This window comes from Pseudomonas fluorescens (assembly GCF_902498065.1).
Classification (GTDB): domain Bacteria; phylum Pseudomonadota; class Gammaproteobacteria; order Pseudomonadales; family Pseudomonadaceae; genus Aquipseudomonas; species Aquipseudomonas fluorescens_BJ.
Genome location: NZ_CABVIR010000002.1, coordinates 172,516 through 195,997 on the forward strand (window position 1 = coordinate 172,516; position 23,482 = coordinate 195,997).

Below are 23,482 nucleotides of genomic sequence, written 5' to 3' on the forward strand. Positions count from 1 at the left end.
CGGTCAGGTGCCTTCCATACGCCCTGATCTCGACCTGAATTTTTAATCTCGACCTGAACGCGCCTCTCCCTTAAGGTAGGGCGCGAATAGACAACCGGCCGGCCCAAGCTCTCTTGGATGTCGACCCAAGACGGACGCCTATGAACCCGAATTTTCTAGATTTCGAACAGCCGATCGCCGACCTGCAAGCCAAGATCGAAGAGTTGCGCTTGGTCGGTAACGACAATTCGCTGAATATCGGCGATGAGATCTCCCGCCTGCAGGACAAAAGCAGCACGCTGACCGAAGACATCTTCGGCAAGCTGACCAGCTGGCAGATCGCGCGTCTGGCGCGTCACCCGAAACGTCCCTATACCCTGGACTACATCGAACACATCTTCACCGAGTTCGACGAATTGCACGGCGACCGTCACTTCTCCGACGACGCTGCCATCGTTGGCGGCGTGGCCCGTCTGGATGACCAGCCGGTGATGATCATCGGTCACCAGAAAGGCCGCGAAGTGCGCGAGAAGGTTCGTCGCAACTTCGGCATGCCGCGTCCGGAAGGCTACCGCAAGGCGTGCCGCCTGATGGAAATGGCCGAACGCTTCAAGATGCCGATCCTGACCTTCATCGATACGCCGGGTGCTTACCCAGGCATCGACGCGGAAGAGCGCAACCAGAGCGAAGCGATTGCCTGGAACCTGCGTGTCATGGCTCGCCTGAAAACCCCGATCATTGCCACCGTAATCGGTGAAGGTGGTTCCGGTGGTGCACTGGCGATCGGTGTGTGCGATCAGTTGAACATGCTGCAGTACTCGACCTACGCGGTGATTTCTCCGGAAGGTTGCGCTTCGATTCTGTGGAAAACCGCCGAGAAAGCGCCGGATGCCGCTGAAGCCATGGGCATCACCGCCGAGCGCCTGAAAGGCCTGGGCATCGTCGACAAAGTGATCGGCGAGCCTTTGGGCGGCGCCCATCGTGATCCTGCGGCGGCCGCAGCATCGATCCGTGCCGAGCTGACCTCGCAACTGGCGATGTTGAAGAAGTTCGATAACGAAGCGCTACTCAAGCGCCGTTACGATCGACTGATGAGCTACGGTCTCTGATCTGACCTCGCTGTACCCATGTGGGAGCGAGCTTGCTCGCGATGGCGGCTGAACATTCAACAAACAGGTTGGCTGTTACACCGCTATCGCGAGCAAGCTCGCTCCCACATTTGATTTGTGGCCAAGTGAACATTATGAGTTCATCCAGCGTTGATCTACCCACCAGGCTTCTTCTGAACCTGGCTCCCTGGCTCAATGCCACAACTTGGCGCATCGCCTTCTCCGGTGGTCTTGATTCCACGGTCCTTCTTCACCTTCTTGCCCATCTCGCAAAAACCAAGCATTTCCCCGCGCTCGAAGCCATTCACATTCATCACGGCCTTCAGTCTGCGGCGGACGCGTGGCCGGAGCATTGCCAGTCGGTCTGTGATGCGCTGGGTGTACCGCTGCAGGTGGTTCGCGTGCAGGTTCGGCCCGGTGCCAGCCTTGAGCGTGCGGCCCGGGATGCGCGTTATGAAGCGTTCACCGAGGCCACCCGGGCCAATGAACTGCTGCTGACCGCCCAGCATCGTGATGATCAGGCCGAAACCCTGTTGTTTCGGTTACTGCGTGGGGCAGGGGTGAGAGGGTTGTCGGGGATGCCACGCCAGCGGGTATTGGGCAAAGGGCATCTGTTGCGACCCTTGCTCGATATCACGCGAGCAGAGTTGGAGGTGTACGCGAACCAGCATTCATTGCGCTGGATCGAGGACCCTTCTAACCAGGACCGACAGTTCTCGCGCAATTACCTGCGGCATCAGGTGTTCCCCGTGCTGACCGAGCGCTGGCCTCAAGCTGTGGCGACCATGGCCCGCAGCGCCGCGCATCTTGGCGAAGCGCAGGAACTGCTCGATGATCTGGCGCAAATCGATCTGACCCATGCCAGCTCCATCAGTGAATTCGCTTGGCTGGGGGTACCGTCCCTTGAACTTTCGAAGCTTGCCAACCTGTCCGCTGCTCGTCAGAGAAATGCGCTGAGTCATTGGCTCTCCGCACTGACTCGTTTGCCGGACAGCGACCATTGGTCGGGTTGGGAGGATTTGCGTGATGCTGGCACGGATGCTCGTCCGGTCTGGCGCTTGGCCGATGGTGAATTGCATCGGGCGGGCGGGCGGATCTGGTGGCTGTCGGGCGCTTGGTTGCGAACGCCGCTGCCGGTGTCTGATTGGTCTGATCCCTCGCTATCGTTGAAGTTGCCGGACAACGGCGTGCTCACACTCAGCGGTCAAACCCCCGCTGGCCCGCTGCATATCCGCTATCGTGAAGGGGGTGAGGTCATGAGTCTGCCCGAGCGTGGCCATCGTGATCTGAAGCGTTTACTCAACGAACGCGGTGTTCCGGGCTTCGTCCGTGGCAGATTGCCGCTGCTCTACCAGGGCGAGCAATTGCTGGCGGTAGCCAACGTACGGGGCTTGAATGGCAGTGAGCAAGACGGTTGGAATTTGCATTGGCAGCCACCGAACGAAGATCAAGGTTTGAGCTGAAAGGGGCTTTCCGGTAGACTACGCTCCCTTCTTGATACAACTTCTGTGGATTCGCCTGAATCGCAGGAGTTGCCGATTACCAAGCAGTCTTTGCTGGGCGATTCCAAAAAATGTGTAGCGAGCAACCTACCGGTGTTTCATCTACCGGTCTGTCCCAACGCGGCGGTTTTTTTGAAAGGTGCACTGTGATTAATGCAGGTGATCGGGGGCTTCGGCCTTCCTTCGCTTTCCCCGGCGGCTCGGACCGCTTTAACGCAGACTTCTAGGGTTTTTCATGACGCGCTACATATTCGTCACGGGCGGTGTTGTTTCTTCATTGGGGAAAGGCATTGCATCGGCTTCATTGGCGGCCATCCTGGAGGCGCGGGGACTTAAGGTCACCATGCTGAAGCTGGATCCGTACATCAACGTCGATCCGGGCACCATGAGCCCGTTCCAGCACGGTGAAGTGTTCGTCACCCACGACGGCGCCGAGACCGACCTGGACCTGGGTCACTACGAGCGGTTCATCCGCACGACCATGACCCAGAACAACAACTTCACCACCGGCCGTGTCTACGAACACGTCCTGCGCAAAGAGCGCCGTGGTGATTACCTGGGCGCGACCATCCAGGTGATCCCGCACATCACCGACGAAATCAAGCGCCGGATCATCAAGGGCGCCGGCGACGCTGACGTGGCGATGGTCGAGATCGGTGGCACCGTGGGTGACATCGAGTCCCAACCGTTCCTCGAAGCGATCCGTCAATTGCGTTTCGAAGTCGGCGCCAAGCGCGCGATGCTGATGCACCTGACGCTGGTGCCGTACATCGCCACTGCCGGCGAAACCAAAACCAAGCCAACCCAGCACTCGGTCAAGGAACTGCGTTCCATCGGCCTGCAACCTGACGTGCTGGTGTGCCGCTCCGATCACCCGATCGATATTTCCTCGCGTCGCAAGATCGCGCAGTTCACCAACGTTGAAGAACGTGCGGTGATCGCGCTGGAAGACGCCGACACCATCTACAAGATCCCGGGCATCCTGCATTCGCAAGGCCTGGATGATTTTGTGGTCGAGCGTTTCGGCCTGCAATGCGGCGGCGCCGATCTGTCCGAGTGGGAAGCTGTGGTCGACGCGAAGCTCAACCCTGAGCACGAAGTCACCATCGCCATGGTCGGCAAGTACATGGAACTGCTGGACGCCTACAAGTCGCTGATCGAAGCGATGAGTCACGCCGGCATCAGCAACCGCACCAAGGTCAACCTGCGCTACATCGATTCCGAAGACATCGAAAACCAGGGCACCGCGCTGCTGGAAGGCGTCGACGCAATCCTCGTTCCAGGCGGTTTCGGTCTGCGTGGCGTGGAAGGCAAGATCACCGCCGTTCAATACGCTCGCGAAAACAAGGTTCCGTACCTCGGCATCTGCCTGGGCATGCAAGTGGCTGTGATCGAGTTCGCTCGTAACGTCATGGGCTGGAAAGACGCCAACTCCACCGAGTTCGATCGCACCAGCGGTCACCCGGTCGTGGGTCTGATCACCGAGTGGGAAGATGCCACCGGCGCGGTCGAAACCCGTACTGAAGCATCCGATCTGGGTGGCACCATGCGTCTTGGCGCACAGGATTGCCTGCTGGAACCGGGTTCCCTGGTACACGATTGCTATGCCAAGGACGTGATCGTCGAGCGTCACCGTCACCGCTACGAAGTGAACAACAACCTGCTGCCGCAAATCATGGAAGCCGGCCTGAAAATCTCCGGTCGTTCCGGTGATGGCGCACTGGTTGAAGTGGTCGAAGCCCCGGATCATCCATGGTTCGTCGCTTGCCAGTTCCACCCTGAGTTCACCTCGACACCCCGCGACGGTCACCCGTTGTTCAGCGGTTTCGTCAAAGCAGCTTTGGCTCAACACCAGAAGAAGGCTTGAACCTTATGGCGCAGAAGATCATCCGCGTAGGCGATATCGAGATTGCCAACGACAAGCCAATGGTGCTGTTCGGTGGCATGAACGTGCTGGAAAGCCGCGACATGGCGATGCAGGTCTGCGAAGAATACGTGAAGGTCACCGAGAAACTCGGTATCCCTTACGTGTTCAAGGCCAGTTTCGACAAGGCCAACCGTTCCTCCGTGACCTCTTACCGTGGCCCCGGCCTGGAAGAGGGCATGCGGATTTTTCAGGACATCAAGCAAGCCTTCGGCGTGCCGATCATCACCGATGTCCACGAGCCTGATCAGGCCGCGGTCGTCGCTGAAGTCTGCGACATCATCCAGCTGCCGGCCTTCCTGTCGCGCCAGACCGACCTTGTGGTCGCGATGGCCAAGACCGGTGCGGTGATCAACATCAAGAAAGCCCAGTTCCTCGCGCCTCAGGAAATGAAACACATCCTGAACAAGTGCGTGGAAGCGGGTAACGATCAGTTGATCCTCTGCGAACGCGGTTCGAGCTTCGGCTACAACAACCTGGTCGTCGACATGCTCGGCTTCGGCATCATGAAGCAGTTCGAATACCCGGTGTTCTTCGACGTGACCCACGCGCTGCAAATGCCCGGCGGTCGCTCCGATTCCGCCGGCGGTCGCCGCGCCCAGGTCCTCGATCTGGCGAAAGCCGGGATCAGCCAGTCACTGGCCGGTCTGTTCCTCGAAGCGCACCCGGACCCGGACAACGCCAAATGCGACGGCCCTTGCGCCTTGCGTCTGGACAAACTGGAGCCATTCCTGGCCCAGCTCAAAGCGTTGGACGAACTGGTGAAGAGTTTTCCGACGGTAGAAACCGCGTAATCCTCATTTCTCCGGTAAAGTACCGCACGATTTGTTGCTCAGGCCCTCGGGCCTGAGCCTTGTCGTCCGCAAGTCTGCCCGTTGCACATCACTTGCCGGCGATAAAAGATTTCCTTCAGCTGCGTCGTTTTCGTCAACTTTGGAGTGTTTACAACAATGGCAAAAATCGTCGACATCAAAGGTCGTGAAGTTCTCGACTCCCGTGGCAACCCCACCGTGGAAGCGGACGTGCTTCTCGATAACGGCATCATCGGCAGCGCTTGCGCGCCGTCCGGTGCTTCCACTGGCTCGCGTGAAGCGCTCGAGCTGCGTGATGGCGACAAGAGCCGTTACCTGGGCAAGGGCGTTCTGAAAGCCGTCGCCAACATCAACGGTCCGATCCGCGACCTGTTGAAAGGTACAGACCCAAGCGACCAGAAAGCCCTCGATCTCGCAATGATCAAGCTCGACGGTACTGAAAACAAAGGTTCCCTGGGCGCCAACGCGATCCTCGCCGTTTCCCTGGCTGCGGCCAAGGCAGCAGCACAGGACCAGGACCTGCCGCTGTACGCACACATCGCCAACCTGAACGGCACTCCGGGTGTCTACTCGATGCCGGTTCCGATGATGAACATCATCAACGGTGGCGAGCACGCCGATAACAACGTCGACATCCAGGAATTCATGGTTCAGCCAGTTGGTGCCAAGTCTTTCTCGGAAGGTCTGCGCATGGGCACCGAGATTTTCCATCATCTCAAAGCTGTCCTGAAGGCCCGCGGCCTGAGCACTGCAGTCGGTGACGAAGGTGGTTTCGCGCCGAACCTGGCGTCCAACGAAGACGCTTTGAAAGTGATCTCCGAGGCCGTAGCCAACGCCGGTTACAAGCTGGGCACCGACGTGACCCTGGCACTGGACTGCGCGGCGAGCGAATTCTACGAAGACGGCAAGTACAACCTGTCCGGCGAAGGCCAGGTGTTCACCGCTGAAGGTTTCGCCGATTACCTGAAAGGCCTGACCGAGCGTTACCCGATCATCTCCATCGAAGATGGCCTGGACGAGTCCGACTGGGCTGGCTGGAAAATCCTCACCGACAAGATCGGCGAGAAGGTCCAGCTGGTAGGCGACGACCTGTTCGTGACCAACACCAAGATCCTGAAAGAAGGCATCGATAAAAAGATCGCCAACTCGATCCTGATCAAGTTCAACCAGATCGGCACCCTGACCGAAACCCTGGAAGCCATCCAGATGGCCAAGGCTGCTGGTTACACCGCCGTGATCTCGCACCGCTCCGGCGAAACCGAAGATTCGACCATTGCCGACCTGGCTGTGGGCACCTCGGCTGGCCAGATCAAGACCGGCTCCCTGTGCCGTTCCGATCGCGTTTCCAAGTACAACCAACTGCTGCGTATCGAAGAGCAGTTGAATGGCAAAGCCAAGTACAACGGTCGCAGCGAATTCCGCGGCTGATTGCTACAAGGTAAAAAAGACACCGGATTGTGTCGGAAAAATCGCTACAGCGGCGTTTTTGCCACTAATCTGATGCCTTAAGAGCACAAGCCTGGATATTCCAGGCTTCGTGCTATCAAAAGCTTCAAAGTTTTGGCATGGCTGTCTTTTTTCACTGGATACCTGATATTCGATGCGCAGTCCCAATTGGTTGTTCCTCGTCTTGCTCTTGTTGCTGGCTGGCCTGCAATACCGCCTGTGGGTGGGTAATGGCAGTCTGGCGCAAGTGGCCGAGCTGACTCAGCAGATCGCGGATCAACACGCTGAGAACGAAGGACTGCTTGAGCGCAATCGGGTGATGGACGCTGAAGTCAGTGAGTTGAAAAAGGGCATGGAGACCGTTGAAGAGCGGGCTCGCCATGAATTGGGCATGGTCAAGGACGGTGAAACCCTTTACCAGTTGGCTCAATGAATTCCCCGTTACCGGCCTTCTGGGCCGTGATTCCTGCCGCGGGCGTCGGTGCCCGTATGGCCGCGGACCGTCCCAAGCAATACTTGCAACTGGGCGGGCGCACTATTCTCGAACACAGCCTTGGCTGTTTCCTTGATCATCCTGGCCTGAAGGGCTTGGTGGTCAGTCTTGCTGTTGATGATCCTTACTGGCCGAATCTGGCGTGCGCTGGCGATTCGCGTATTCAACGCGTTGACGGCGGCGCCGAGCGTTCCGGGTCGGTGCTCAATGCTTTGTTGCATTTGCATGCGTTGGGTGCGGACGATGAGGATTGGGTGTTGGTCCACGATGCTGCGCGGCCGAATCTGAGCCGAGAGGATCTGGACAAGTTGCTGAGCGAGTTGGCGGATGATCCTGTCGGCGGGCTGCTGGCAGTTCCTGCTCGCGATACGCTTAAGCGAGTCGACAAGCACGGTCGCGTGGTCGAAACCGTGGATCGCAGTGTGATCTGGCAGGCCTATACGCCGCAGATGTTTCGCCTTGGTGCGCTGCATCGGGCCTTGGCCGATAGCCTGGTGGCTGACGCGGTCATCACCGATGAGGCTTCGGCCATGGAGTGGGCAGGGCTGGCGCCACGCCTGATTGAGGGGCGCGCGGACAACCTGAAAGTCACTCGGCCCGAAGACCTCGAATGGTTGCGCCAGCGTTGGGCTAACCGCCGCTGAGTGATGTGGTGGTCTGCCGCATCGCCATCGCCAGCAGGCTGGCTCCCACCCTTGATCTGCGTTGAACAAAAATTCTGCATCCGCTAAAGATTCCCTGTGGGAGCTCGCCTGCTAGCGATGGTGGCTTCGCAGTCGACGCAAAACTCAAGTCCGGTACTCCGGCCGTTCGGCCAAACCTTCCTTCAGATAATCCACCAACTTGCGCACCTTCGGCGACAGGTGTCGTTGTTGTGGATAAAGCGCCCACACGGCCGTATTCGGCGGTTGGTGAGCATCCAGCAGCGAAATCAGTTCGCCGCTTTTCAGGTATTCCAGCACGTAGTAATCCGGCAGCTGGCACAGCCCGACGCCTTGTAACGCCGCATCCAGCACCGCTTGCCCACTGTTGCACCGCCAGTTTCCCTGCACTCGCTGGGAAAATTCCCGCCCGTTCTGTTCAAGTTGCCAGAGATCCGAGCTGCCGATGAGGCAGTTGTGGCGGCTCAGTTCCGACAAGCTGTGTGGGCGACCATACCGTTCGAGGTAGGACGGCGATGCGCACAGATACATGCGTCGCGGTGCCAGTCGCGTTGCCACCAGTCGCGAGTCCTGAAGGCGGCCGAGGCGGATCGCCAGGTCCAGACCTTCATGCACCAGGTCAAGTTGACGGTTGCTCAGCTCGATATCGATTCGAAGTTGCGGATAGAGCCCCATGAAGCGCGTCACCAGCGGCACGATGAAGCGTTCGCCGTAGGCCACCGCGCAGGTCATGCGCAACATGCCTTTGGGCTCGCTGGTCAGGTCGCCGACTGCTCTGAGCGCTTCTTCACGACCGTCCTGCAACCGCTGGCAATGCTGCAAAAATGTTTGCCCGGCTTCGGTCAGCGTAACTCGACGGGTGCTGCGATAAAGCAGCCGCGTCTGAAGGCGCTCTTCCAGGCGTACTATTTGGCGACTGATGTGGGAGGAAGAAACCCCGAGACGTTCCGCCGCCGCCGTAAATTGGCTGCACTCGGCCACGGCGACGAATTCGTCGATACCTTCCCAGCGGTTCTCGGACATCGATGATTATCCCTGTATGGCAATAATGTTTTGCTTTTGTCCTGATTATTCATCGTTAAGCGGTGTATTACACTTGCTGTCTCGTTTTTATTCACTGGAGAATCCACATGATCAAGTCGCGCGCCGCCGTTGCCTTCGAGGCCAAGAAACCCCTCGAGATCGTTGAAGTCGATGTCGCCATGCCGAAGGCCGGTGAAGTTTTGCTGCGTGTGGTTGCCTCCGGTGTCTGCCATACCGATGCATACACGCTGTCGGGCGCTGATCCGGAAGGTATCTTCCCCTCGATCCTCGGCCACGAAGGCGGCGCGGTGGTTGAAGCCATCGGTGAGGGCGTGACCTCCGTGGCGGTCGGCGATCACGTCATCCCGCTGTACACCCCGGAATGCCGTCAGTGCAAATTCTGTCTGTCGGGCAAGACCAACCTGTGTCAGGCGATTCGTGCGACCCAGGGCAAAGGCCTGATGCCAGATGGCACTACGCGTTTTTCCTACAAGGGTCAGCCAATTTTCCATTACATGGGTACCTCGACGTTCTCCGAGTACACCGTGTTGCCGGAAATCTCCGTGGCCAAAATTCCTAAAGAAGCACCACTGGAAAAAGTCTGCCTGCTGGGCTGCGGCGTCACCACCGGCATCGGTGCGGTGCTCAATACCGCCAAGGTAAAACCGGGCGACACCGTGGCGATTTTTGGTCTTGGCGGTATCGGTCTGTCGGCGGTCATCGGTGCTGTAAAAGCCAAGGCTGCACGGATCATCGCCATCGACATCAACCCGGCCAAATTCGAGATTGCCAAGCAGTTGGGCGCAACTGATTGCGTGAACCCGAAAGATTTCGACCGTCCAATCCAGGAAGTCATCGTCGACATGACCGATGGAGGCGTCGACTTTTCCTTCGAGTGCATCGGCAATGTGCAACTGATGCGTGCCGCTCTGGAGTGCTGCCACAAGGGCTGGGGCGAATCGGTGATCATTGGCGTGGCCGGTGCCGGTCAGGAGATTTCCACCCGTCCGTTCCAGTTGGTCACCGGTCGCGTCTGGCGCGGTTCGGCGTTCGGTGGCGTTCGTGGTCGTACCGAGTTGCCGAGCTATGTCGAAATGGCCGAGACCGGTGAGATCCCGCTGGATACTTTCATCACTCACACCATGGGTCTGGAAGATATCAACAAGGCGTTTGACCTGATGCACGAAGGCAAAAGCATCCGCAGCGTTATCCATTTCTGAGGTCGATCATGAGCCTGGAAAATATCTCCTGCCAGAAAAGCTTCGGCGGCTGGCACAAACGCTACCGGCACCGCTCTGACGTGCTGGGCTGCGACATGGTGTTTGCCGTGTACCTGCCGCCGCAAGCGGAGCAGGGCGGCAAGCTGCCGGTGCTGTACTGGTTGTCCGGCCTGACCTGTACCGACGAGAACTTCATGCAAAAGGCTGGCGCCATGCGCATGGCCGCGGAACTCGGGCTGATCATCGTTGCACCGGACACCAGCCCGCGTGGTCCCGATGTGCCGGGTGATCCGGATGGCGCCTGGGACTTCGGTCTCGGCGCCGGGTTTTATCTGAATGCCACGCAGGAACCGTGGTCGCGGCACTATCGGATGCATGACTATGTCGTGCAGGAATTACCGGCATTGGTCGAAGCCCATTTCCCGGCATCGGACAAACGCGGCATCAGCGGTCATTCCATGGGCGGTCACGGTGCGCTGGTGTGTGCGTTGCGCAATCCGGGGCGATATCAATCGGTGTCGGCGTTCTCGCCGATCAACAATCCGATGGATTGCCCATGGGGTCAGAAAGCCTTCTCTCGCTACCTGGGTGAAGACCGGTCGAAATGGCGCGAATGGGACGCTTGCGCCCTGATCGCCGAGGCCAATGAACAGTTGCCGTTACTGGTCGATCAAGGTGATCGCGATGATTTCCTGGCCACCCAACTCAAGCCGGAAGCCTTGCAACAGGCGGCCAAACTGGCCGGTCATCCGCTGACGTTGCGCCTGCAGCCCGGCTACGATCACAGCTATTTCTTCATCGCCAGTTTCATCGACGATCACTTGCAGCATCACGGGCGCGCTCTGGGCGCCTAATGCAGGTAGAATCACGCCCTGATAAAATTCGGGGCGTTTTTTTATGCGTATTGGCCACGGCTATGATGTGCACCGTTTCGCTGAAGGCGATTTCATTACTCTGGGCGGCGTGCGCATTGCACACGGCTTCGGGCTGCTCGCTCATTCCGACGGTGACGTCCTGCTGCACGCCTTGAGCGATGCCTTGCTCGGCGCCGCCGCGCTGGGTGATATCGGCAAACATTTCCCAGACACCGACCCGACCTTCAAGGGCGCCGACAGCCGTGTGCTGTTGCGTCACGTCGTCGCACTCGTCCACGCCAAAGGCTGGAAAGTCGGCAACGTCGATAACACCATCGTCGCCCAGGCGCCGAAAATGGCCCCGCATATCGAATCGATGCGCGCGCTGATTGCCGCGGATCTTCAAGTTGAGTTGGATCAAGTGAACGTGAAAGCTACCACCACCGAAAAGCTTGGCTTTGTCGGTCGCGAAGAAGGTATCGCCGTGCATTCCGTTGCCTTGTTGCTGCGCGCATGAACGAACTGCAATTGCTTGGCCCGCGGGCCTATGGTGAAGCCCTCGGCACCGCTGTACTGAAAGCCACGGCGGAAGATTTTCAGGTCGATGAAGTGCTCAATATCCCACTCAGCGGCGATGGCGAGCACCTGTGGATCTGGGTGGAAAAGCGCGGACTGAATACCGAAGAAGCGGCGCGGCGAATTGCCAAGGCCGCGGGCGTGCCATTGCGCACCGTCAGTTATGCCGGCCTCAAGGACCGTCAGGCGCTGACGCGCCAGTGGTTCAGTGTGCAACTGCCGGGCAAGGCCGACCCTGATTTGTCGGCGGCGGAAAACGATACGCTGAAAATCCTCAAGACCGGTCGGCACAAACGCAAGCTTCAACGCGGCGCCCACTCGGCCAACGGTTTCACCTTGCGCCTGACTCAGTTCGCCGGTGACAAGGCCGCAATCGAAGAGCGTCTGCAGTTGATCGCCAAGCAAGGTATCCCGAATTATTTCGGCACCCAGCGTTTCGGCTTTGACGGTGGCAACGTGGTCGATGCCCGCGGCTGGGCCGCGCGCAAGGCCTTGCCGGAGCAGCGCAACGTGCGGTCGCGTCTGCTTTCCACCGCCCGCAGTTTTCTGTTCAACCAGGTGCTGGCGGCGCGTGTCGCTGATGGCACCTGGCAGCAAGCTCAGGTTGGCGATCTGCTGGCGTTCACCGACAGCCGAAGCTTCTTTCCGGCCGGTGAGGCCGAGTGCAGCGACCCGCGTCTGGCGATTCTCGACCTGCACCCGACCGGCCCGCAGTGGGGCGAAGGTGACTCGCCGGCGACGGGGGCTGTCCATGAACTGGAGCAGGCAATCGCCGCCCGCGAAGCAGACCTTCGCGATTGGTTGATTAATGCCGGAATGAGCCACGAACGTCGCATCCTGCGACTGCCCATTGGTGGGTTGACGTGGCATTATCCCGAGCCTGACATTCTGCAACTGGAATTCGTCCTGCCGGCCGGATGCTTTGCCACTGTATTGGTGCGCGAGCTCGTTGATCTGGTGCCGGTGGGGCAGACGGACAGCCCATGCGTATTCTGATTTCTAACGACGATGGGGTAGCCGCACCCGGTCTCGCCGCGCTTTATGCTGCGCTGGCGGATTACACCGAATGCGTGGTTATCGCCCCGGACCAGGACAAAAGCGGCGCCAGCAGCTCGCTGACGCTCGACCGTCCGTTGCACCCGCAGACCTTGGCCAACGGTTTTATCAGCCTCAATGGCACACCGACCGATTGCGTGCACCTGGGCCTCAACGGCTTGCTGGAACGCGAACCTGACATGGTGGTTTCCGGCATCAACCTGGGCGCTAACCTGGGGGACGATGTGTTGTATTCCGGCACCGTGGCAGCAGCCCTCGAAGGGCGTTTTCTGGCGCTTCCTTCGTTCGCCTTTTCGTTCGTCTCACGGCAAATCGAGAACCTTCCCACAGCCGCTTACTATGCGCGCAAACTGGTGGAAGCCCACGCCGACCTTGACCTGCCACCGCGCACGGTACTGAACGTGAACATTCCCAATTTGCCGCTGGACCACATCCGCGGAATCCAGCTGACTCGCCTCGGTCATCGCGCTCGCGCGGCGGCACCGATGAAAGTGGTCGACCCGCGTGGCAAGTCCGGTTACTGGATCGCTGCCGCCGGGGACGCCGAAGACGGCGGCCCGGGCACCGATTTCCATGCGGTGATGCAAGGCTATGTGTCCATCACGCCGCTGCAACTGGATCGCACCTTCAATGATGCCTTCCGAAGCCTCGATGGCTGGCTGGAGGGATTGCGCTGATGGCTCGTGAACAAGACCCGATGCATCGCGGTATCGGGATGACCTCCCAACGCACCCGCGAACGTCTGATTCAGCGGCTGTATGAGGAGGGCATTTCCAACGCCAAGGTGCTGGAAGTGATCCGCCGTACGCCGCGTCACCTGTTCGTCGACGAGGCGCTGGCGCACCGTGCCTACGAAGACACGGCGTTGCCGATTGGTAACAACCAGACGATCTCCCAGCCTTACATGGTCGCTCGCATGAGCGAGCTGTTGCTGGAAGCGGGTCCGCTGGACAAGGTCATGGAAATCGGCACGGGTTCGGGCTATCAGACCGCGATCCTGTCGCAGTTGGTGGAACGAGTGTTTTCGGTCGAGCGCATCAAGGTTCTTCAGGACCGGGCCAAGGAACGCCTGGTTGATCTGAACTTGCGCAATGTGGTCTTCCGCTGGGGCGATGGCTGGGAAGGCTGGCCTGCGCTGGCGCCGTACAACGGCATTATCGTGACGGCGGTGGCGACCGATGTGCCTCAGGCCTTGCTTGATCAGTTGGCACCCGGAGGGCGACTGGTCATACCGGTCGGCTCGGGTGAGGTGCAACAATTGATGTTGATCATCCGCGAAGAGCACGGGTTTTCCAGGCGTGTTCTGGGGGCAGTACGTTTCGTTCCATTGCTCAACGGCCCCTTGGCCTGAGCATTTGTCTGGGCGCGGTGAATTCCTTTCGATTGCCCCTGTCTTACAGCGGCGTCGATCGGTTAAACGGGATTCATCGTCAGGTAGCAAACGTGTGCTTCACCTCATTAAAGGTAAAGCCTGCACAGACCGTTATACTTGCGACACTTCATGCCGGGAGCACGGCAATTCAACATTTCAGCCACCACAAAGGGAGCGGCGGGTGAGTCTCACAGTCATTGCGCAGCGAATGGGTATAACGAGCTTTCAGCGCCTGGTGACTGGCCTTGTCTTGAGTACCTTGCTGGTCGGTTGTTCCAGCAACAAATCGAGCGACGTACGCGTCGTCGATCGCAACAATGCCGTGGCCCAGCGTCCGGCAGTAACCACTGGCCAGTATGTGGTTCGACCTAAAGACACCCTGTTTTCCATCGCCTTTCGCTACGGTTGGGACTACAAAGCCCTCGCCGCACGCAACAACATTCCTACGCCTTACACGATACATCCGGGTCAGACGATTCGCTTTGACGGTCGCACCGGTTCAACGCCGACGGCGGTGGTCAGCCCGGCCGATTCAACGCCTTCATCGTCGAGTAAAACCACGGTAATCCGGCGCCAGCCAAATGGCGCAACTACGACGACAACGGTGGTTGCACCGTCCGTCGCCAACAAGCCAGCACCCGCTCCAATGCCTCCCGCAGGCCCGGCCCCGACCGGCTGGGGATGGCCTTCTAATGGCATTCTCATTGGAAAATTCTCTTCAAACGGTAGTTTGAATAAAGGAATTGATATCGCCGGGGATTTGGGACAGCCTGTTTTAGCTGCGTCTGATGGGACGGTGGTATACGCCGGGAGTGGCTTAAGGGGCTACGGCGAATTAGTCATCATCAAACACAGCGATACCTACGTCAGTGCCTACGGTCACAACCGCAGGCTTTTGGTTCGGGAGGGGCAGCAGGTCAAGGTCGGACAGACAATTGCCGAAATGGGGTCAACGGGTACAGACCGGGTGAAACTGCATTTTGAGATTCGCCGACAAGGTAAGCCTGTAGATCCGCTGCAATTCCTGCCACGTCGTTGATTTGTTGTCAGCCTGTTCCGTCGCGTAGAGGGAACAGGCTCCAGCGTTGCCAAGGATAAAGGCGCCGCTCGAGCTTGAGGTCGAACTCACCAAAGGACTATAACAATGGCTCTCAGTAAAGAAGTGCCGGAGTTTGACATCGACGATGAGGTTCTCCTGATGGAGACCGGCATCGGTACGGATTCGATGTCGAATGATGAAGGGGCTGCTCCACCTTCCGTTCGTGCCAAATCCAAACACTCCGCCTCGTTAAAGCAACACAAGTACATCGATTACACGCGTGCGCTCGATGCCACGCAGCTATACCTCAATGAAATCGGCTTTTCCCCTCTGCTGTCCCCCGAAGAAGAAGTTCACTTTGCACGCTTGTCGCAAAGTGGCGATCCGGCCGGGCGCAAACGCATGATTGAAAGCAACCTGCGGCTGGTGGTGAAAATCGCCCGGCGCTACGTCAATCGCGGCTTGTCGTTGCTGGACCTGATCGAAGAGGGCAACCTCGGACTGATTCGGGCGGTAGAAAAGTTCGACCCCGAACGTGGCTTCCGCTTCTCGACCTATGCAACCTGGTGGATTCGTCAGACCATCGAGCGCGCAATCATGAATCAGACCCGGACCATCCGGTTGCCGATCCATGTGGTCAAAGAGCTTAACGTGTACCTGCGGGCTGCACGGGAGCTAACGCAAAAACTCGATCATGAACCCTCACCCGAAGAGATCGCCAACCTGCTGGAAAAACCGGTGGGAGAGGTCAAGCGCATGCTCGGCCTGAACGAGCGGGTTTCTTCGGTCGACGTCTCGCTGGGTCCGGATTCGGATAAAACCCTGCTGGACACCCTTACCGACGACCGTCCGACCGATCCGTGCGAACTGCTGCAGGATGACGATCTGTCTCAGAGCATTGATCAATGGCTTTCGGAATTGACCGACAAGCAGCGCGAAGTGGTCATACGCCGCTTTGGCTTGCGCGGGCACGAGAGCAGCACGCTGGAAGATGTAGGCCTGGAAATTGGCTTGACCCGGGAACGTGTCAGACAGATTCAGGTTGAAGGCCTGAAGCGTCTTCGGGAGATTCTGGAGAAGAATGGCCTGTCGAGTGAGTCGCTGTTTCAATAAGCAAATCGCTTGAGCAGCAAGCAAAAAGCCCCGACTGGTTCGGGGTTTTTTGTTATCCAGAAACCCTCTGCAGGAGCCGGCATGCTGGCGATGAACGATTACGCGGTTTGCCAGGTTAACCGCGGTGTTTGCATCACCTGCAAGCTGACTCCTACAGGGGGGGATCTCAAGTTTGTAGTTTCGCGTTGTAAGCCTTTGCTTACTTTTTCGTAAGTGTTCGTTATTTTTACACCTTGGCAGACGACTATTGTTCGTCCGCATTTTTTTTATCTAACTGATATTTATAGATATTTATAAAGATTAAACACATGTGACAGCCGGTTTTGGCTTGGGAAGGCAATTGCACCTGCTCGGGAACGCTCTAGTATTCAGGTTGTGTCGACGGACAGACACGCCCTTCAAGGATGAGGGGAAAGGACATTGCAGGACGCGATTCATCAGGACGATGAAAAGGAACACAGGGAATAGGGAAAAATGTGGGCGGGTCAAACCGCCCCTTTTTTTTGCCTGCAGAAAAGCAAAAAGGCCCGCAAGGGGCCTTTTCGGAAACGCGGGGTCAATCAGCGTTCGAGGTCTTTGATCTTGCCTTTGACGCCATCCCACTCTTCGGCATCGGGCATCGATTCTTTCTTCTCGGTGATGTTCGGCCAGATTTCGGCCAACTCAACGTTCAGCTGAATGAATTCCTGCATCTCTTCCGGGACTTCATCTTCGGAGAAGATGGCCACGGCAGGGCATTCTGGTTCGCACAATGCGCAGTCGATGCACTCATCCGGGTGAATCACCAGGAAATTCGGGCCTTCGTAAAAGCAGTCCACCGGACAGACTTCTACGCAGTCGGTGTACTTGCACTTGATGCAGTTGTCGGTGACGACGAAGGTCATTTCTAATTTTCTCCTCAGGCGGCGGCAGCGGAGCCCCTTCACGTTGGGGTCGCCAGGTTTGGGAGCGATAGTCTGCAGACCAGGCTATTAGCCTGCAGCATCCCAAACCGCGCGAGATTCTAACAGCTTGCACGCAAGTGCGTTAGATCCGTGTCTTTAGTGTATAGAGCATTTCGAGCGCGCGACGCGGCGTCAGGTCATCCAGATCCAGTTTGGCCAGTTCATCAAGCACCGGATGCGGCAGGCTGGCGAACATGTCGCTTTGCTGCGGTGCGGCCGGTTTGCCCTTGGCGGGCTTCGGAGCTTCATGCGGCAGCGCAGTGGCTTCCAGTCGACCCAGGTGCTCGCGAGCGCGCACGATCACTTCGCTCGGCACACCGGCCAGCTGCGCAACGGCCAGGCCATAGCTCTGGCTGGCAGGCCCTGGCAGCACGTGGTGCAGGAACACGATGCGCTCGTTGTGCTCAGTGGCGTTGAGGTGCACGTTGGCCACCAGCGGTTGCGCTTCCGGCAATACGGTCAGCTCAAAGTAGTGGGTGGCGAACAGCGTGTAAGCCCGCAGCTGCGCCAGGCGTTCAGCCGCAGCCCAGGCCAGGGATAAGCCGTCGAAGGTGCTAGTGCCGCGACCGACCTCGTCCATCAGCACCAGGCTGCGCTCGGTGGCGTTGTGCAGAATGTTGGCGGTTTCGCTCATTTCGACCATAAAGGTCGAACGTCCACCGGCCAGGTCATCGCTGGAACCGATCCGGGTGAAGATCCGGTCCACCAGCGACAATTCGCAACTCGCCGCCGGCACGAAGCTGCCGATATGCGCCAGCAAAACGATCAGCGCGGTCTGACGCATGTAGGTGGATTTACCGCCCATGTTCGGGCCGGTGATCACCAGCATGCGCGTATTGTCATCGAGGCTCAGGTCGTTGGCCACGAACGGCGTGGTCAGCACTTGCTCGACCACCGGGTGACGACCCTGGCTGATGCGCATGCACGGCTCGTCGACGAAACGCGGGCAGTTCAGGTCGAGGTTCAGCGCGCGTTCGGCGAGGTTGCTCAGCACGTCCAGTTCGGCCAGGGCGGCGGCGGTGTCTTGCAGCGGCGGCAATTGGCTGATCAGGTCTTCGAGCAGCGCTTCGTAAAGCATCTTCTCGCGGGCGAGGGCGCGGCTCTTGGCTGACAGCGCTTTGTCCTCGAAAGCCTTCAGTTCCGGCGTGATAAAACGCTCGGCGCCTTTCAGCGTCTGGCGCCGGATATAGTCGGCCGGCGCCGACTCGGCTTGCTTGCTCGGCAACTCGATAAAGTAACCGTGAATGCGGTTGTAGCCGACTTTCAGGTGCGACAGGCCGGTGCGGGCCTTCTCGCGTGCTTCCAGATCGATCAGGAACTGCCCGGCGTTTTCACTGAGTGATTGCAGGTCATCGAGTTCGCTGTCGTAACCGGTTTTCAACACGCCGCCATCACGGATCACCGCGGGTGGGTTGTCGATGATGGCTTTTTCCAGCAGGGCCGCCAGTTCCGGGTAGGTGCTGGTGGTTTTCGCCAGTTGAATAATGTGCGGCGCTTCCAGCTCGACCATCGCCACTTGCAGCTCGGGCAATGCACCGAGGGCATCGCGCAGGCGCGCCAGGTCGCGAGGACGCGCATTACGCAAACCGATCCGCGCGAGAATCCGCTCGATGTCACCGATTTCCTTGAGCTGCGGCTGCAGCTTTTCGAAACGGTAACCGTCGAGCAGGCAGGTGATCGAGGTCTGGCGCGCCAGCAACACAGGCAAATCCCGCAACGGGCGATTCAGCCAACGGGTCAGCAGGCGGCTGCCCATGGCGGTCTGGCAGCGATCAACCACCGATTGCAGCGTGTTATCGCGACCGCCGGCCAGGTTGGTGTCCAGTTCCAGGTTGCGACGGCTTGCACCATCCAGCACCACGGTGTCGTCCAGGCGTTCATGACGCAGGCTGCGCAAGTGGGGCAGGGCGGTGCGCTGGGTTTCCTTGGCGTAGCTGAGCAGGCAACCGGCAGCGCCGATGGCCAGGGTCAGGTTCTCGCAACCGAAACCTTTGAGGTCCTGGGTCGAGAATTGCTGGCAGAGACTTTTCAACGCCGAGTCGCGCTCGAAATCCCACGGCGCACGGCGACGAACCCCACGACGTTTCTCTGCCGGCAAGTCTTTCGGCCAGTCATCCGGGATCATCAGCTCCACCGGATTGACCCGCTCCAGTTCCGCCAGCAGGTTTTCCCAACCCTTGATTTCCAGCACTGTGAAGTTACCGCTGGTGATGTCCAGCACCGCCAGACCGAACAGGCGCTCGTCACCCAGCACCGCCGCGATCAGGTTATCCCGACGCTCATCCAGCAGCGCTTCATCACTGACCGTGCCCGGCGTGATAATTCGCACCACTTGCCGATCCACCGGGCCTTTGCTGGTCGCCGGATCGCCGACCTGTTCACAGATCACCACCGATTCGCCGAGCTTCACCAGTTTCGCCAGGTAACCTTCCGCGGCGTGGTAAGGAATCCCACACATCGGAATCGCCTGGCCGGCCGACTGCCCACGGGCGGTCAGGGTGATGTCCAGCAACTTGGCGGCCTTCTTCGCGTCTTCATAGAAGATCTCGTAGAAGTCACCCATGCGGTAGAACATCAGCTGGTCGGGGTGCTGGTTCTTCAGGCGCCAGTACTGCTGCATCATTGGCGTGTGCGAGGACAGATCGGTGAGTGCTTTATTCATCGGATATCAGGCAAATTCGTTGAAAGGTGTAGGGCAAAGGAGGGACATCGGCCCGGCTTTTCCGCGATGGGCGCAAGGTTAACATGGGCGGTCCACCCGACGCAGGCATGAAAGCCGCGGGATACATGTCTGCTGTCTATACACGATTTATGCGCTTTTTATGCAATTCTGCATTTGCCTCCGAAAAAAAGATGAAGCACTATGCGCGTTATGCAAAAACGCAATGTTTCTTCCGTCTTAAGAGCGCTGCTCGATCAGCACGGGATCTCCCCCACGGAGCTTCACCGTCGCACCGGCGTGCCTCAATCCACCCTCTCGCGCATTCTCAGCGGGAAGATTGTCGATCCTTCGGATAAGCACATCTCGAAGATCGCCGAGTACTTCGCCGTGAGCACCGATCAGTTGCGCGGCCGCGCGGATGTCGCGCCTGTCGCCCATCCCGAACGCGATGAATTGCATTCCGAACTCAAGGACATAAGCCTGTGGGACGACGATACGCCCGTCGATGACGACGAGGTATCGGTGCCCTTTCTTCGCGAGGTTGAATTGGCTGCTGGATCAGGAAGATTCGTCATCGAAGAGAGCGAGCGCTCTAGCCTGCGCTTTGGCAAGCGCAGCTTGCGCCACAACGGTGTGCAGTTCGACCAGGCCAAATGCGTGACGGTACGCGGCAACAGCATGTTGCCAGTACTGCGCGACGGCGCCACCGTGGGTGTCAATGCCGGCAAATGCGGGATCGGCGATATCGTCGATGGCGACCTGTATGCCATCAACCACAACGGCCAGTTGCGGGTTAAACAGCTTTATCGCCTGCCGACGGGGATTCGCCTGCGCAGCTTCAATCGCGATGAGCATCCGGACGAGGACTACACCTTCCAGGAAATCCAGGAAGAACAAATCGTCATCCTCGGTCACGTTTTCTGGTGGGGCATGTACGCCCGCTAACCTCACCGCTGTCAGATAAAACCCGCCACTGCGCGGGTTTTTTTTCGCCTGCTGAAAACCGCCAACGCCTTTGCCTGTGGTGCTTTCATGCGTCAGTGCATTATAAATGCATAAATAAATGCATTTGTGCATTGACTGTATATGCATCCATGCATATTCTTTGTCTCAAGCCGCTCAACAAAGCAGCTCGAAACGAAGTTCTTTAGTTCCACCACAAAGGCAGCGATGAACCGGCCTCAACGGTTCAGAGGGTTGGCAACTGACCCGGGTGTGCAGCGTAAAGCACCACAAGCAGTTATCCGGCGGGCAGGGACCGCGGTCGGAAAAACAATCTGAATGGACCCGTACCGCGCCAGTAGCGCCGAAAGGTCAACGCGAAGGACCGCATTACTGAAAAGCCTGGGTGACCGGGCTTTTTGGAATGCCTGCCTCACGTCAGGTATCTCAACCCCCAATCGGGGACCGACTGCACAACAACCGTTGCGCGATGAATACACTTCACTCAATAGGTAAAACCATGAACGGACTCAAGAAAATCATTGCCCCGCTGATGTTGGCTCTGGCCCTTGTTGGCACTGCTGGCAGTGCCACGGCGGCGAACCTGCTGGTCAACGGCAGTTTTGAACAACCGGGTTGCAGCGACAGTTGCATTCTGGACACGACAGCGAAAGCCAACTTCATCACGGGCTGGACGACCTTTCTGTCGGGAGTCGAATACTTCAACGTGCGCGCTTCGGTCCCCGGCTCCGCCGCAGTGGACGGCGCGGTGATTGTTGATCTGGCTAACTATGTTTATGGCAACGGCGGTGGCATTCAGCAGAACTTCGCAACCGTCGTAGGGGCCAAGTATCGATTGACCTTCAGCATGGGCAACTCGCTGTACGCCAGTCGCTCCGGTGACTGTGTAGTTCAGGTGAAAGTCGCCGGTCAGACCGCCACCTTCAATACGCCAAAGGCCAAGGGCAGTGTTGTCGAGTGGAGCACCGTGACTTATGACTTCACCGCGACTACGTCCCAGACAACGCTGGCCTTTTCCAATGAGCAGAACCCGTACGTCAACTTCGCTTTCATCGACAACGTGATCGTTGAAAAGCTGTAGTTCTTCGTCGATCAAAACCAGGCGGCTCATTTCCGAGAGGCGCATCTCATCGATCCCCAGGAGGCGTGACATGACAAACGAGCAACAAGCGTTGCTGGACATGCCGATCTGGCTGGTCATCGTGCTCGCCTTGATGGGCGGGGTGTCTGGCGAAATGTGGCGCGCCGACAAGGAGGGCGCTCGCGGCTGGTCATTGCTGCGGCGTCTGGCTTTGCGTTCCGGGGCCTGCATGATCTGCGGGGTCTCGGCCATCATGCTGTTGTACGCCGCCGGCCTGTCGATCTGGGCGGCTGGCGCGTTCGGTTGCCTCACGGCGATGGCCGGCGCCGACGTCGCCATCGGCCTTTACGAACGCTGGGCAGCCAAGCGCATCGGCGTGTGTGATGTGCCGCCACGCGATTCCCGCCCGGATCAATAAATCCAGTCCCCTTGCCGTTCTGGCAACCCCCGGTCCGCTGCATGCACCCACGCAGCCGGACGCATCGAAAATTTGAACTGGAAGCCCCTTATGTCCCCCGACATTGATAAGCCGTCGCGTCTGTTTTTTGCCATTGCCGACGCGCTGCGTGCAGTTGGCCCGGGTTTGAAGGTCGGAGGTCGTCAGGACTTCGACGGCACGTTCGATCAGGCGTGGGTCCTGATCGCCTTCGAACGCAATGCCCCCGGCGACCGCGCCCATGACGGGCGCATCGCCCATGTTCTGACGGTCTCGCTGCAAATCATTGTGCCGCCGACATTGGCTAACCCTGGATTGGCCGCTGGCGATCTGGCGAGCGTACTCAAGGGATTGGTTACGGATAACCGCTGGGGCCTGCCGGGTAGTCAATGCGACCTGCCCATGAACATCGATGCCATGCCCTCGACGTTCATCAGCGGTTCGCAGGAGTACCTCGCCTGGACCCTTTCCTTCACCCAGACGATTTACCTCGGCGCATTGTTGCTGGACGACCCGCTGGGCATCCCGAAATTCGCCAAAACCTGGGAAGTCTCGAACATCGACGACCCGGACCAATACACCGCACTTGAGGATTGAGCCATGTTTGATGCGCTTTTACGTCAGCAGCTCGGCCCGATCATTGAGCGTCTGGCCGAGATGGAGGCCGAACTTGAAGACGTGCACCGGCGAACCGACAGCCTGTGTCGTATTGGCGTGTGCAAGGAAGTCGACGCGGCCAGCAACACCTGCCGGGTCAGTCACGGTGAATTGCTGACCCCGGCCATTCGTTTTTTCAACCCCAGCGCCGGGGCGCAAAGCGAGTCGCGGATCCCCTCGGTGGGCGAGCAATGCCTGCTGCTGAACCATGGCGGCGGTGAGGGCGGTGCGCAATCCGTGGCGTTGTTCGGGCTTAACGGCAATCGGTTTCCCCCCGCCTCGACACAGGCTTCGCTGACGCGTCGCCTCTATCTGGACGGTACGGAAAGCGCTTACGACGACGCCCTTCATGCCTTGCGCTGGAAGAACGGCCCGGCGGCGTTCAATGGCTCTCGCGAAGCGCTCGAGTTGAATCTCGGCCCGGCGAGACTTGCGATCACGCCTGAGGTCATCGAACTGCAACTGGGCGCGGTCGGCTTGCGACTCGACGCTTCCGGTGTGCACCTGAGCGGCCCGGTGGTGGATCACCAGGGGCGCGTCATCAGTACCGCATAAAGAG

At 58.7% G+C, this 23,482-nt stretch carries 23 protein-coding genes; 20 read left to right on the forward strand and 3 right to left on the reverse strand.

From position 1 onward, the window contains the following. Positions 1–140: 140 nt before the first annotated feature. From F8N43_RS09965 to ispD, 7 genes are all read left to right on the forward strand, one after another. Complete coding sequence (locus tag F8N43_RS09965) at positions 141–1,088, forward strand: acetyl-CoA carboxylase carboxyltransferase subunit alpha (RefSeq protein ID WP_150630804.1); 948 nt, start codon at positions 141–143, stop codon at positions 1,086–1,088. A gap of 134 nt (positions 1,089–1,222) precedes the next feature. Then, positions 1,223–2,551, forward strand: a complete 1,329-nt coding sequence (gene tilS, locus F8N43_RS09970) for a tRNA lysidine(34) synthetase TilS (RefSeq protein WP_150630803.1) — start codon at positions 1,223–1,225, stop codon at positions 2,549–2,551. A gap of 274 nt (positions 2,552–2,825) precedes the next feature. Further along, positions 2,826–4,457, forward strand: coding sequence for a CTP synthase (locus F8N43_RS09975; protein WP_150630802.1), 1,632 nt, complete (start codon positions 2,826–2,828; stop codon positions 4,455–4,457). Between the two features lie 5 nt (positions 4,458–4,462). Next, positions 4,463–5,308: a 3-deoxy-8-phosphooctulonate synthase gene (gene kdsA / locus F8N43_RS09980; protein ID WP_150630801.1), complete on the forward strand. Its 846-nt coding sequence runs from the start codon at positions 4,463–4,465 to the stop codon at positions 5,306–5,308. 156 nt (positions 5,309–5,464) lie between these two features. Beyond that, on the forward strand, positions 5,465–6,754 hold the full coding sequence (gene eno / locus F8N43_RS09985; protein WP_150630800.1) for a phosphopyruvate hydratase: 1,290 nt from the start codon (positions 5,465–5,467) through the stop codon (positions 6,752–6,754). Between the two features lie 172 nt (positions 6,755–6,926). After that, on the forward strand, positions 6,927–7,205 hold the full coding sequence (gene ftsB / locus F8N43_RS09990) for a cell division protein FtsB (protein ID WP_008028992.1): 279 nt from the start codon (positions 6,927–6,929) through the stop codon (positions 7,203–7,205). After that, positions 7,202–7,909, forward strand: a complete 708-nt coding sequence (gene ispD / locus F8N43_RS09995) for a 2-C-methyl-D-erythritol 4-phosphate cytidylyltransferase (RefSeq protein WP_150653694.1) — start codon at positions 7,202–7,204, stop codon at positions 7,907–7,909. The genes ftsB and ispD overlap by 4 nt, the downstream gene beginning before the upstream one ends. A 144-nt stretch (positions 7,910–8,053) precedes the next feature. Here the strand turns inward: ispD and F8N43_RS10000 are convergent, their stop codons facing one another. Further along, positions 8,054–8,950 (reverse strand): LysR substrate-binding domain-containing protein, encoded by an 897-nt coding sequence (locus F8N43_RS10000; protein WP_150630798.1) that lies wholly within the window; start codon positions 8,948–8,950, stop codon positions 8,054–8,056. 107 nt (positions 8,951–9,057) lie between these two features. Between F8N43_RS10000 and F8N43_RS10005 the strand changes: the two genes are divergently transcribed. The 8 genes from F8N43_RS10005 (at position 9,058) to rpoS (ending at position 16,180) form a co-directional block, all read left to right on the forward strand. Then, the gene (locus tag F8N43_RS10005) at positions 9,058–10,170 is read left to right on the forward strand and encodes an S-(hydroxymethyl)glutathione dehydrogenase/class III alcohol dehydrogenase (protein ID WP_150630797.1); all 1,113 of its coding nucleotides are present in this window, start codon (positions 9,058–9,060) and stop codon (positions 10,168–10,170) included. 8 nt (positions 10,171–10,178) lie between these two features. Next, entirely contained in the window at positions 10,179–11,024 is an 846-nt protein-coding gene (fghA, locus tag F8N43_RS10010) for an S-formylglutathione hydrolase (protein WP_150630796.1), read from the forward strand. Between the two features lie 43 nt (positions 11,025–11,067). Next, positions 11,068–11,541, forward strand: coding sequence for a 2-C-methyl-D-erythritol 2,4-cyclodiphosphate synthase (gene ispF, locus F8N43_RS10015; protein WP_008029005.1), 474 nt, complete (start codon positions 11,068–11,070; stop codon positions 11,539–11,541). Continuing rightward, positions 11,538–12,596 (forward strand): tRNA pseudouridine(13) synthase TruD, encoded by a 1,059-nt coding sequence (gene truD / locus F8N43_RS10020; RefSeq protein ID WP_150653695.1) that lies wholly within the window; start codon positions 11,538–11,540, stop codon positions 12,594–12,596. Before ispF ends, truD begins: the two co-directional genes overlap by 4 nt. After that, positions 12,584–13,333 carry a 5'/3'-nucleotidase SurE gene (gene surE / locus F8N43_RS10025; protein WP_150630793.1) on the forward strand — a complete coding sequence of 250 codons (750 nt, stop codon included), beginning with the start codon at positions 12,584–12,586 and terminating at the stop codon, positions 13,331–13,333. The genes truD and surE overlap by 13 nt, the downstream gene beginning before the upstream one ends. Positions 13,334–13,371: 38 nt before the next feature. Beyond that, on the forward strand, positions 13,372–14,007 hold the full coding sequence (locus F8N43_RS10030) for a protein-L-isoaspartate(D-aspartate) O-methyltransferase (protein WP_174602683.1): 636 nt from the start codon (positions 13,372–13,374) through the stop codon (positions 14,005–14,007). Positions 14,008–14,209: 202 nt separating this feature from the next. Beyond that, positions 14,210–15,067 carry a peptidoglycan DD-metalloendopeptidase family protein gene (locus F8N43_RS10035; protein ID WP_150653696.1) on the forward strand — a complete coding sequence of 286 codons (858 nt, stop codon included), beginning with the start codon at positions 14,210–14,212 and terminating at the stop codon, positions 15,065–15,067. Between the two features lie 105 nt (positions 15,068–15,172). Further along, positions 15,173–16,180, forward strand: a complete 1,008-nt coding sequence (gene rpoS / locus F8N43_RS10040; RefSeq protein ID WP_008154012.1) for an RNA polymerase sigma factor RpoS — start codon at positions 15,173–15,175, stop codon at positions 16,178–16,180. Positions 16,181–16,740: 560 nt separating this feature from the next. On the opposite strand, the gene fdxA is transcribed toward rpoS, so the two are convergent. Together fdxA and mutS are read right to left on the reverse strand one after the other, a co-directional pair. Next, positions 16,741–17,064, reverse strand: a complete 324-nt coding sequence (fdxA, locus tag F8N43_RS10050) for a ferredoxin FdxA (protein WP_054047139.1) — start codon at positions 17,062–17,064, stop codon at positions 16,741–16,743. A 142-nt stretch (positions 17,065–17,206) separates the two neighbouring features. Continuing rightward, the gene (gene mutS / locus F8N43_RS10055) at positions 17,207–19,786 is read right to left on the reverse strand and encodes a DNA mismatch repair protein MutS (protein WP_150630790.1); all 2,580 of its coding nucleotides are present in this window, start codon (positions 19,784–19,786) and stop codon (positions 17,207–17,209) included. Positions 19,787–19,996: 210 nt separating this feature from the next. Between mutS and F8N43_RS10060 the strand changes: the two genes are divergently transcribed. From F8N43_RS10060 to F8N43_RS10080, 5 genes are all read left to right on the forward strand, one after another. After that, on the forward strand, positions 19,997–20,731 hold the full coding sequence (locus F8N43_RS10060) for an XRE family transcriptional regulator (protein ID WP_150638883.1): 735 nt from the start codon (positions 19,997–19,999) through the stop codon (positions 20,729–20,731). Positions 20,732–21,248: 517 nt separating this feature from the next. Further along, complete coding sequence (locus F8N43_RS10065; RefSeq protein ID WP_150653697.1) at positions 21,249–21,830, forward strand: DUF642 domain-containing protein; 582 nt, start codon at positions 21,249–21,251, stop codon at positions 21,828–21,830. A gap of 70 nt (positions 21,831–21,900) precedes the next feature. Further along, complete coding sequence (locus F8N43_RS10070) at positions 21,901–22,248, forward strand: phage holin family protein (protein WP_150630788.1); 348 nt, start codon at positions 21,901–21,903, stop codon at positions 22,246–22,248. 90 nt (positions 22,249–22,338) lie between these two features. Further along, positions 22,339–22,863: a hypothetical protein gene (locus F8N43_RS10075; protein WP_150653698.1), complete on the forward strand. Its 525-nt coding sequence runs from the start codon at positions 22,339–22,341 to the stop codon at positions 22,861–22,863. A 3-nt stretch (positions 22,864–22,866) separates the two neighbouring features. Beyond that, positions 22,867–23,478 (forward strand): phage baseplate assembly protein V, encoded by a 612-nt coding sequence (locus F8N43_RS10080; protein WP_150638879.1) that lies wholly within the window; start codon positions 22,867–22,869, stop codon positions 23,476–23,478. The last annotated feature ends 4 nt before the right edge of the window (positions 23,479–23,482 follow it).

Bases quoted from the DNA above. Each gene is read 5' to 3' on its own strand.
- F8N43_RS09965 (WP_150630804.1), top strand. From the start codon at position 141: ATGAACCCGAATTTTCTAGATTTCGAACAGCCGATCGCCGACCTGCAA.
- tilS (WP_150630803.1), top strand. From the start codon at position 1,223: ATGAGTTCATCCAGCGTTGATCTACCCACCAGGCTTCTTCTGAACCTG.
- F8N43_RS09975 (WP_150630802.1), top strand. From the start codon at position 2,826: ATGACGCGCTACATATTCGTCACGGGCGGTGTTGTTTCTTCATTGGGG.
- kdsA (WP_150630801.1), top strand. From the start codon at position 4,463: ATGGCGCAGAAGATCATCCGCGTAGGCGATATCGAGATTGCCAACGAC.
- eno (WP_150630800.1), top strand. From the start codon at position 5,465: ATGGCAAAAATCGTCGACATCAAAGGTCGTGAAGTTCTCGACTCCCGT.
- ftsB (WP_008028992.1), top strand. From the start codon at position 6,927: ATGCGCAGTCCCAATTGGTTGTTCCTCGTCTTGCTCTTGTTGCTGGCT.
- ispD (WP_150653694.1), top strand. From the start codon at position 7,202: ATGAATTCCCCGTTACCGGCCTTCTGGGCCGTGATTCCTGCCGCGGGC.
- F8N43_RS10000 (WP_150630798.1), bottom strand. From the start codon at position 8,950: ATGTCCGAGAACCGCTGGGAAGGTATCGACGAATTCGTCGCCGTGGCC.
- F8N43_RS10005 (WP_150630797.1), top strand. From the start codon at position 9,058: ATGATCAAGTCGCGCGCCGCCGTTGCCTTCGAGGCCAAGAAACCCCTC.
- fghA (WP_150630796.1), top strand. From the start codon at position 10,179: ATGAGCCTGGAAAATATCTCCTGCCAGAAAAGCTTCGGCGGCTGGCAC.
- ispF (WP_008029005.1), top strand. From the start codon at position 11,068: ATGCGTATTGGCCACGGCTATGATGTGCACCGTTTCGCTGAAGGCGAT.
- truD (WP_150653695.1), top strand. From the start codon at position 11,538: ATGAACGAACTGCAATTGCTTGGCCCGCGGGCCTATGGTGAAGCCCTC.
- surE (WP_150630793.1), top strand. From the start codon at position 12,584: ATGCGTATTCTGATTTCTAACGACGATGGGGTAGCCGCACCCGGTCTC.
- F8N43_RS10030 (WP_174602683.1), top strand. From the start codon at position 13,372: ATGACCTCCCAACGCACCCGCGAACGTCTGATTCAGCGGCTGTATGAG.
- rpoS (WP_008154012.1), top strand. From the start codon at position 15,173: ATGGCTCTCAGTAAAGAAGTGCCGGAGTTTGACATCGACGATGAGGTT.
- fdxA (WP_054047139.1), bottom strand. From the start codon at position 17,064: ATGACCTTCGTCGTCACCGACAACTGCATCAAGTGCAAGTACACCGAC.
- mutS (WP_150630790.1), bottom strand. From the start codon at position 19,786: ATGAATAAAGCACTCACCGATCTGTCCTCGCACACGCCAATGATGCAG.
- F8N43_RS10060 (WP_150638883.1), top strand. From the start codon at position 19,997: ATGCAAAAACGCAATGTTTCTTCCGTCTTAAGAGCGCTGCTCGATCAG.
- F8N43_RS10065 (WP_150653697.1), top strand. From the start codon at position 21,249: ATGAACGGACTCAAGAAAATCATTGCCCCGCTGATGTTGGCTCTGGCC.
- F8N43_RS10070 (WP_150630788.1), top strand. From the start codon at position 21,901: ATGACAAACGAGCAACAAGCGTTGCTGGACATGCCGATCTGGCTGGTC.
- F8N43_RS10075 (WP_150653698.1), top strand. From the start codon at position 22,339: ATGTCCCCCGACATTGATAAGCCGTCGCGTCTGTTTTTTGCCATTGCC.
- F8N43_RS10080 (WP_150638879.1), top strand. From the start codon at position 22,867: ATGTTTGATGCGCTTTTACGTCAGCAGCTCGGCCCGATCATTGAGCGT.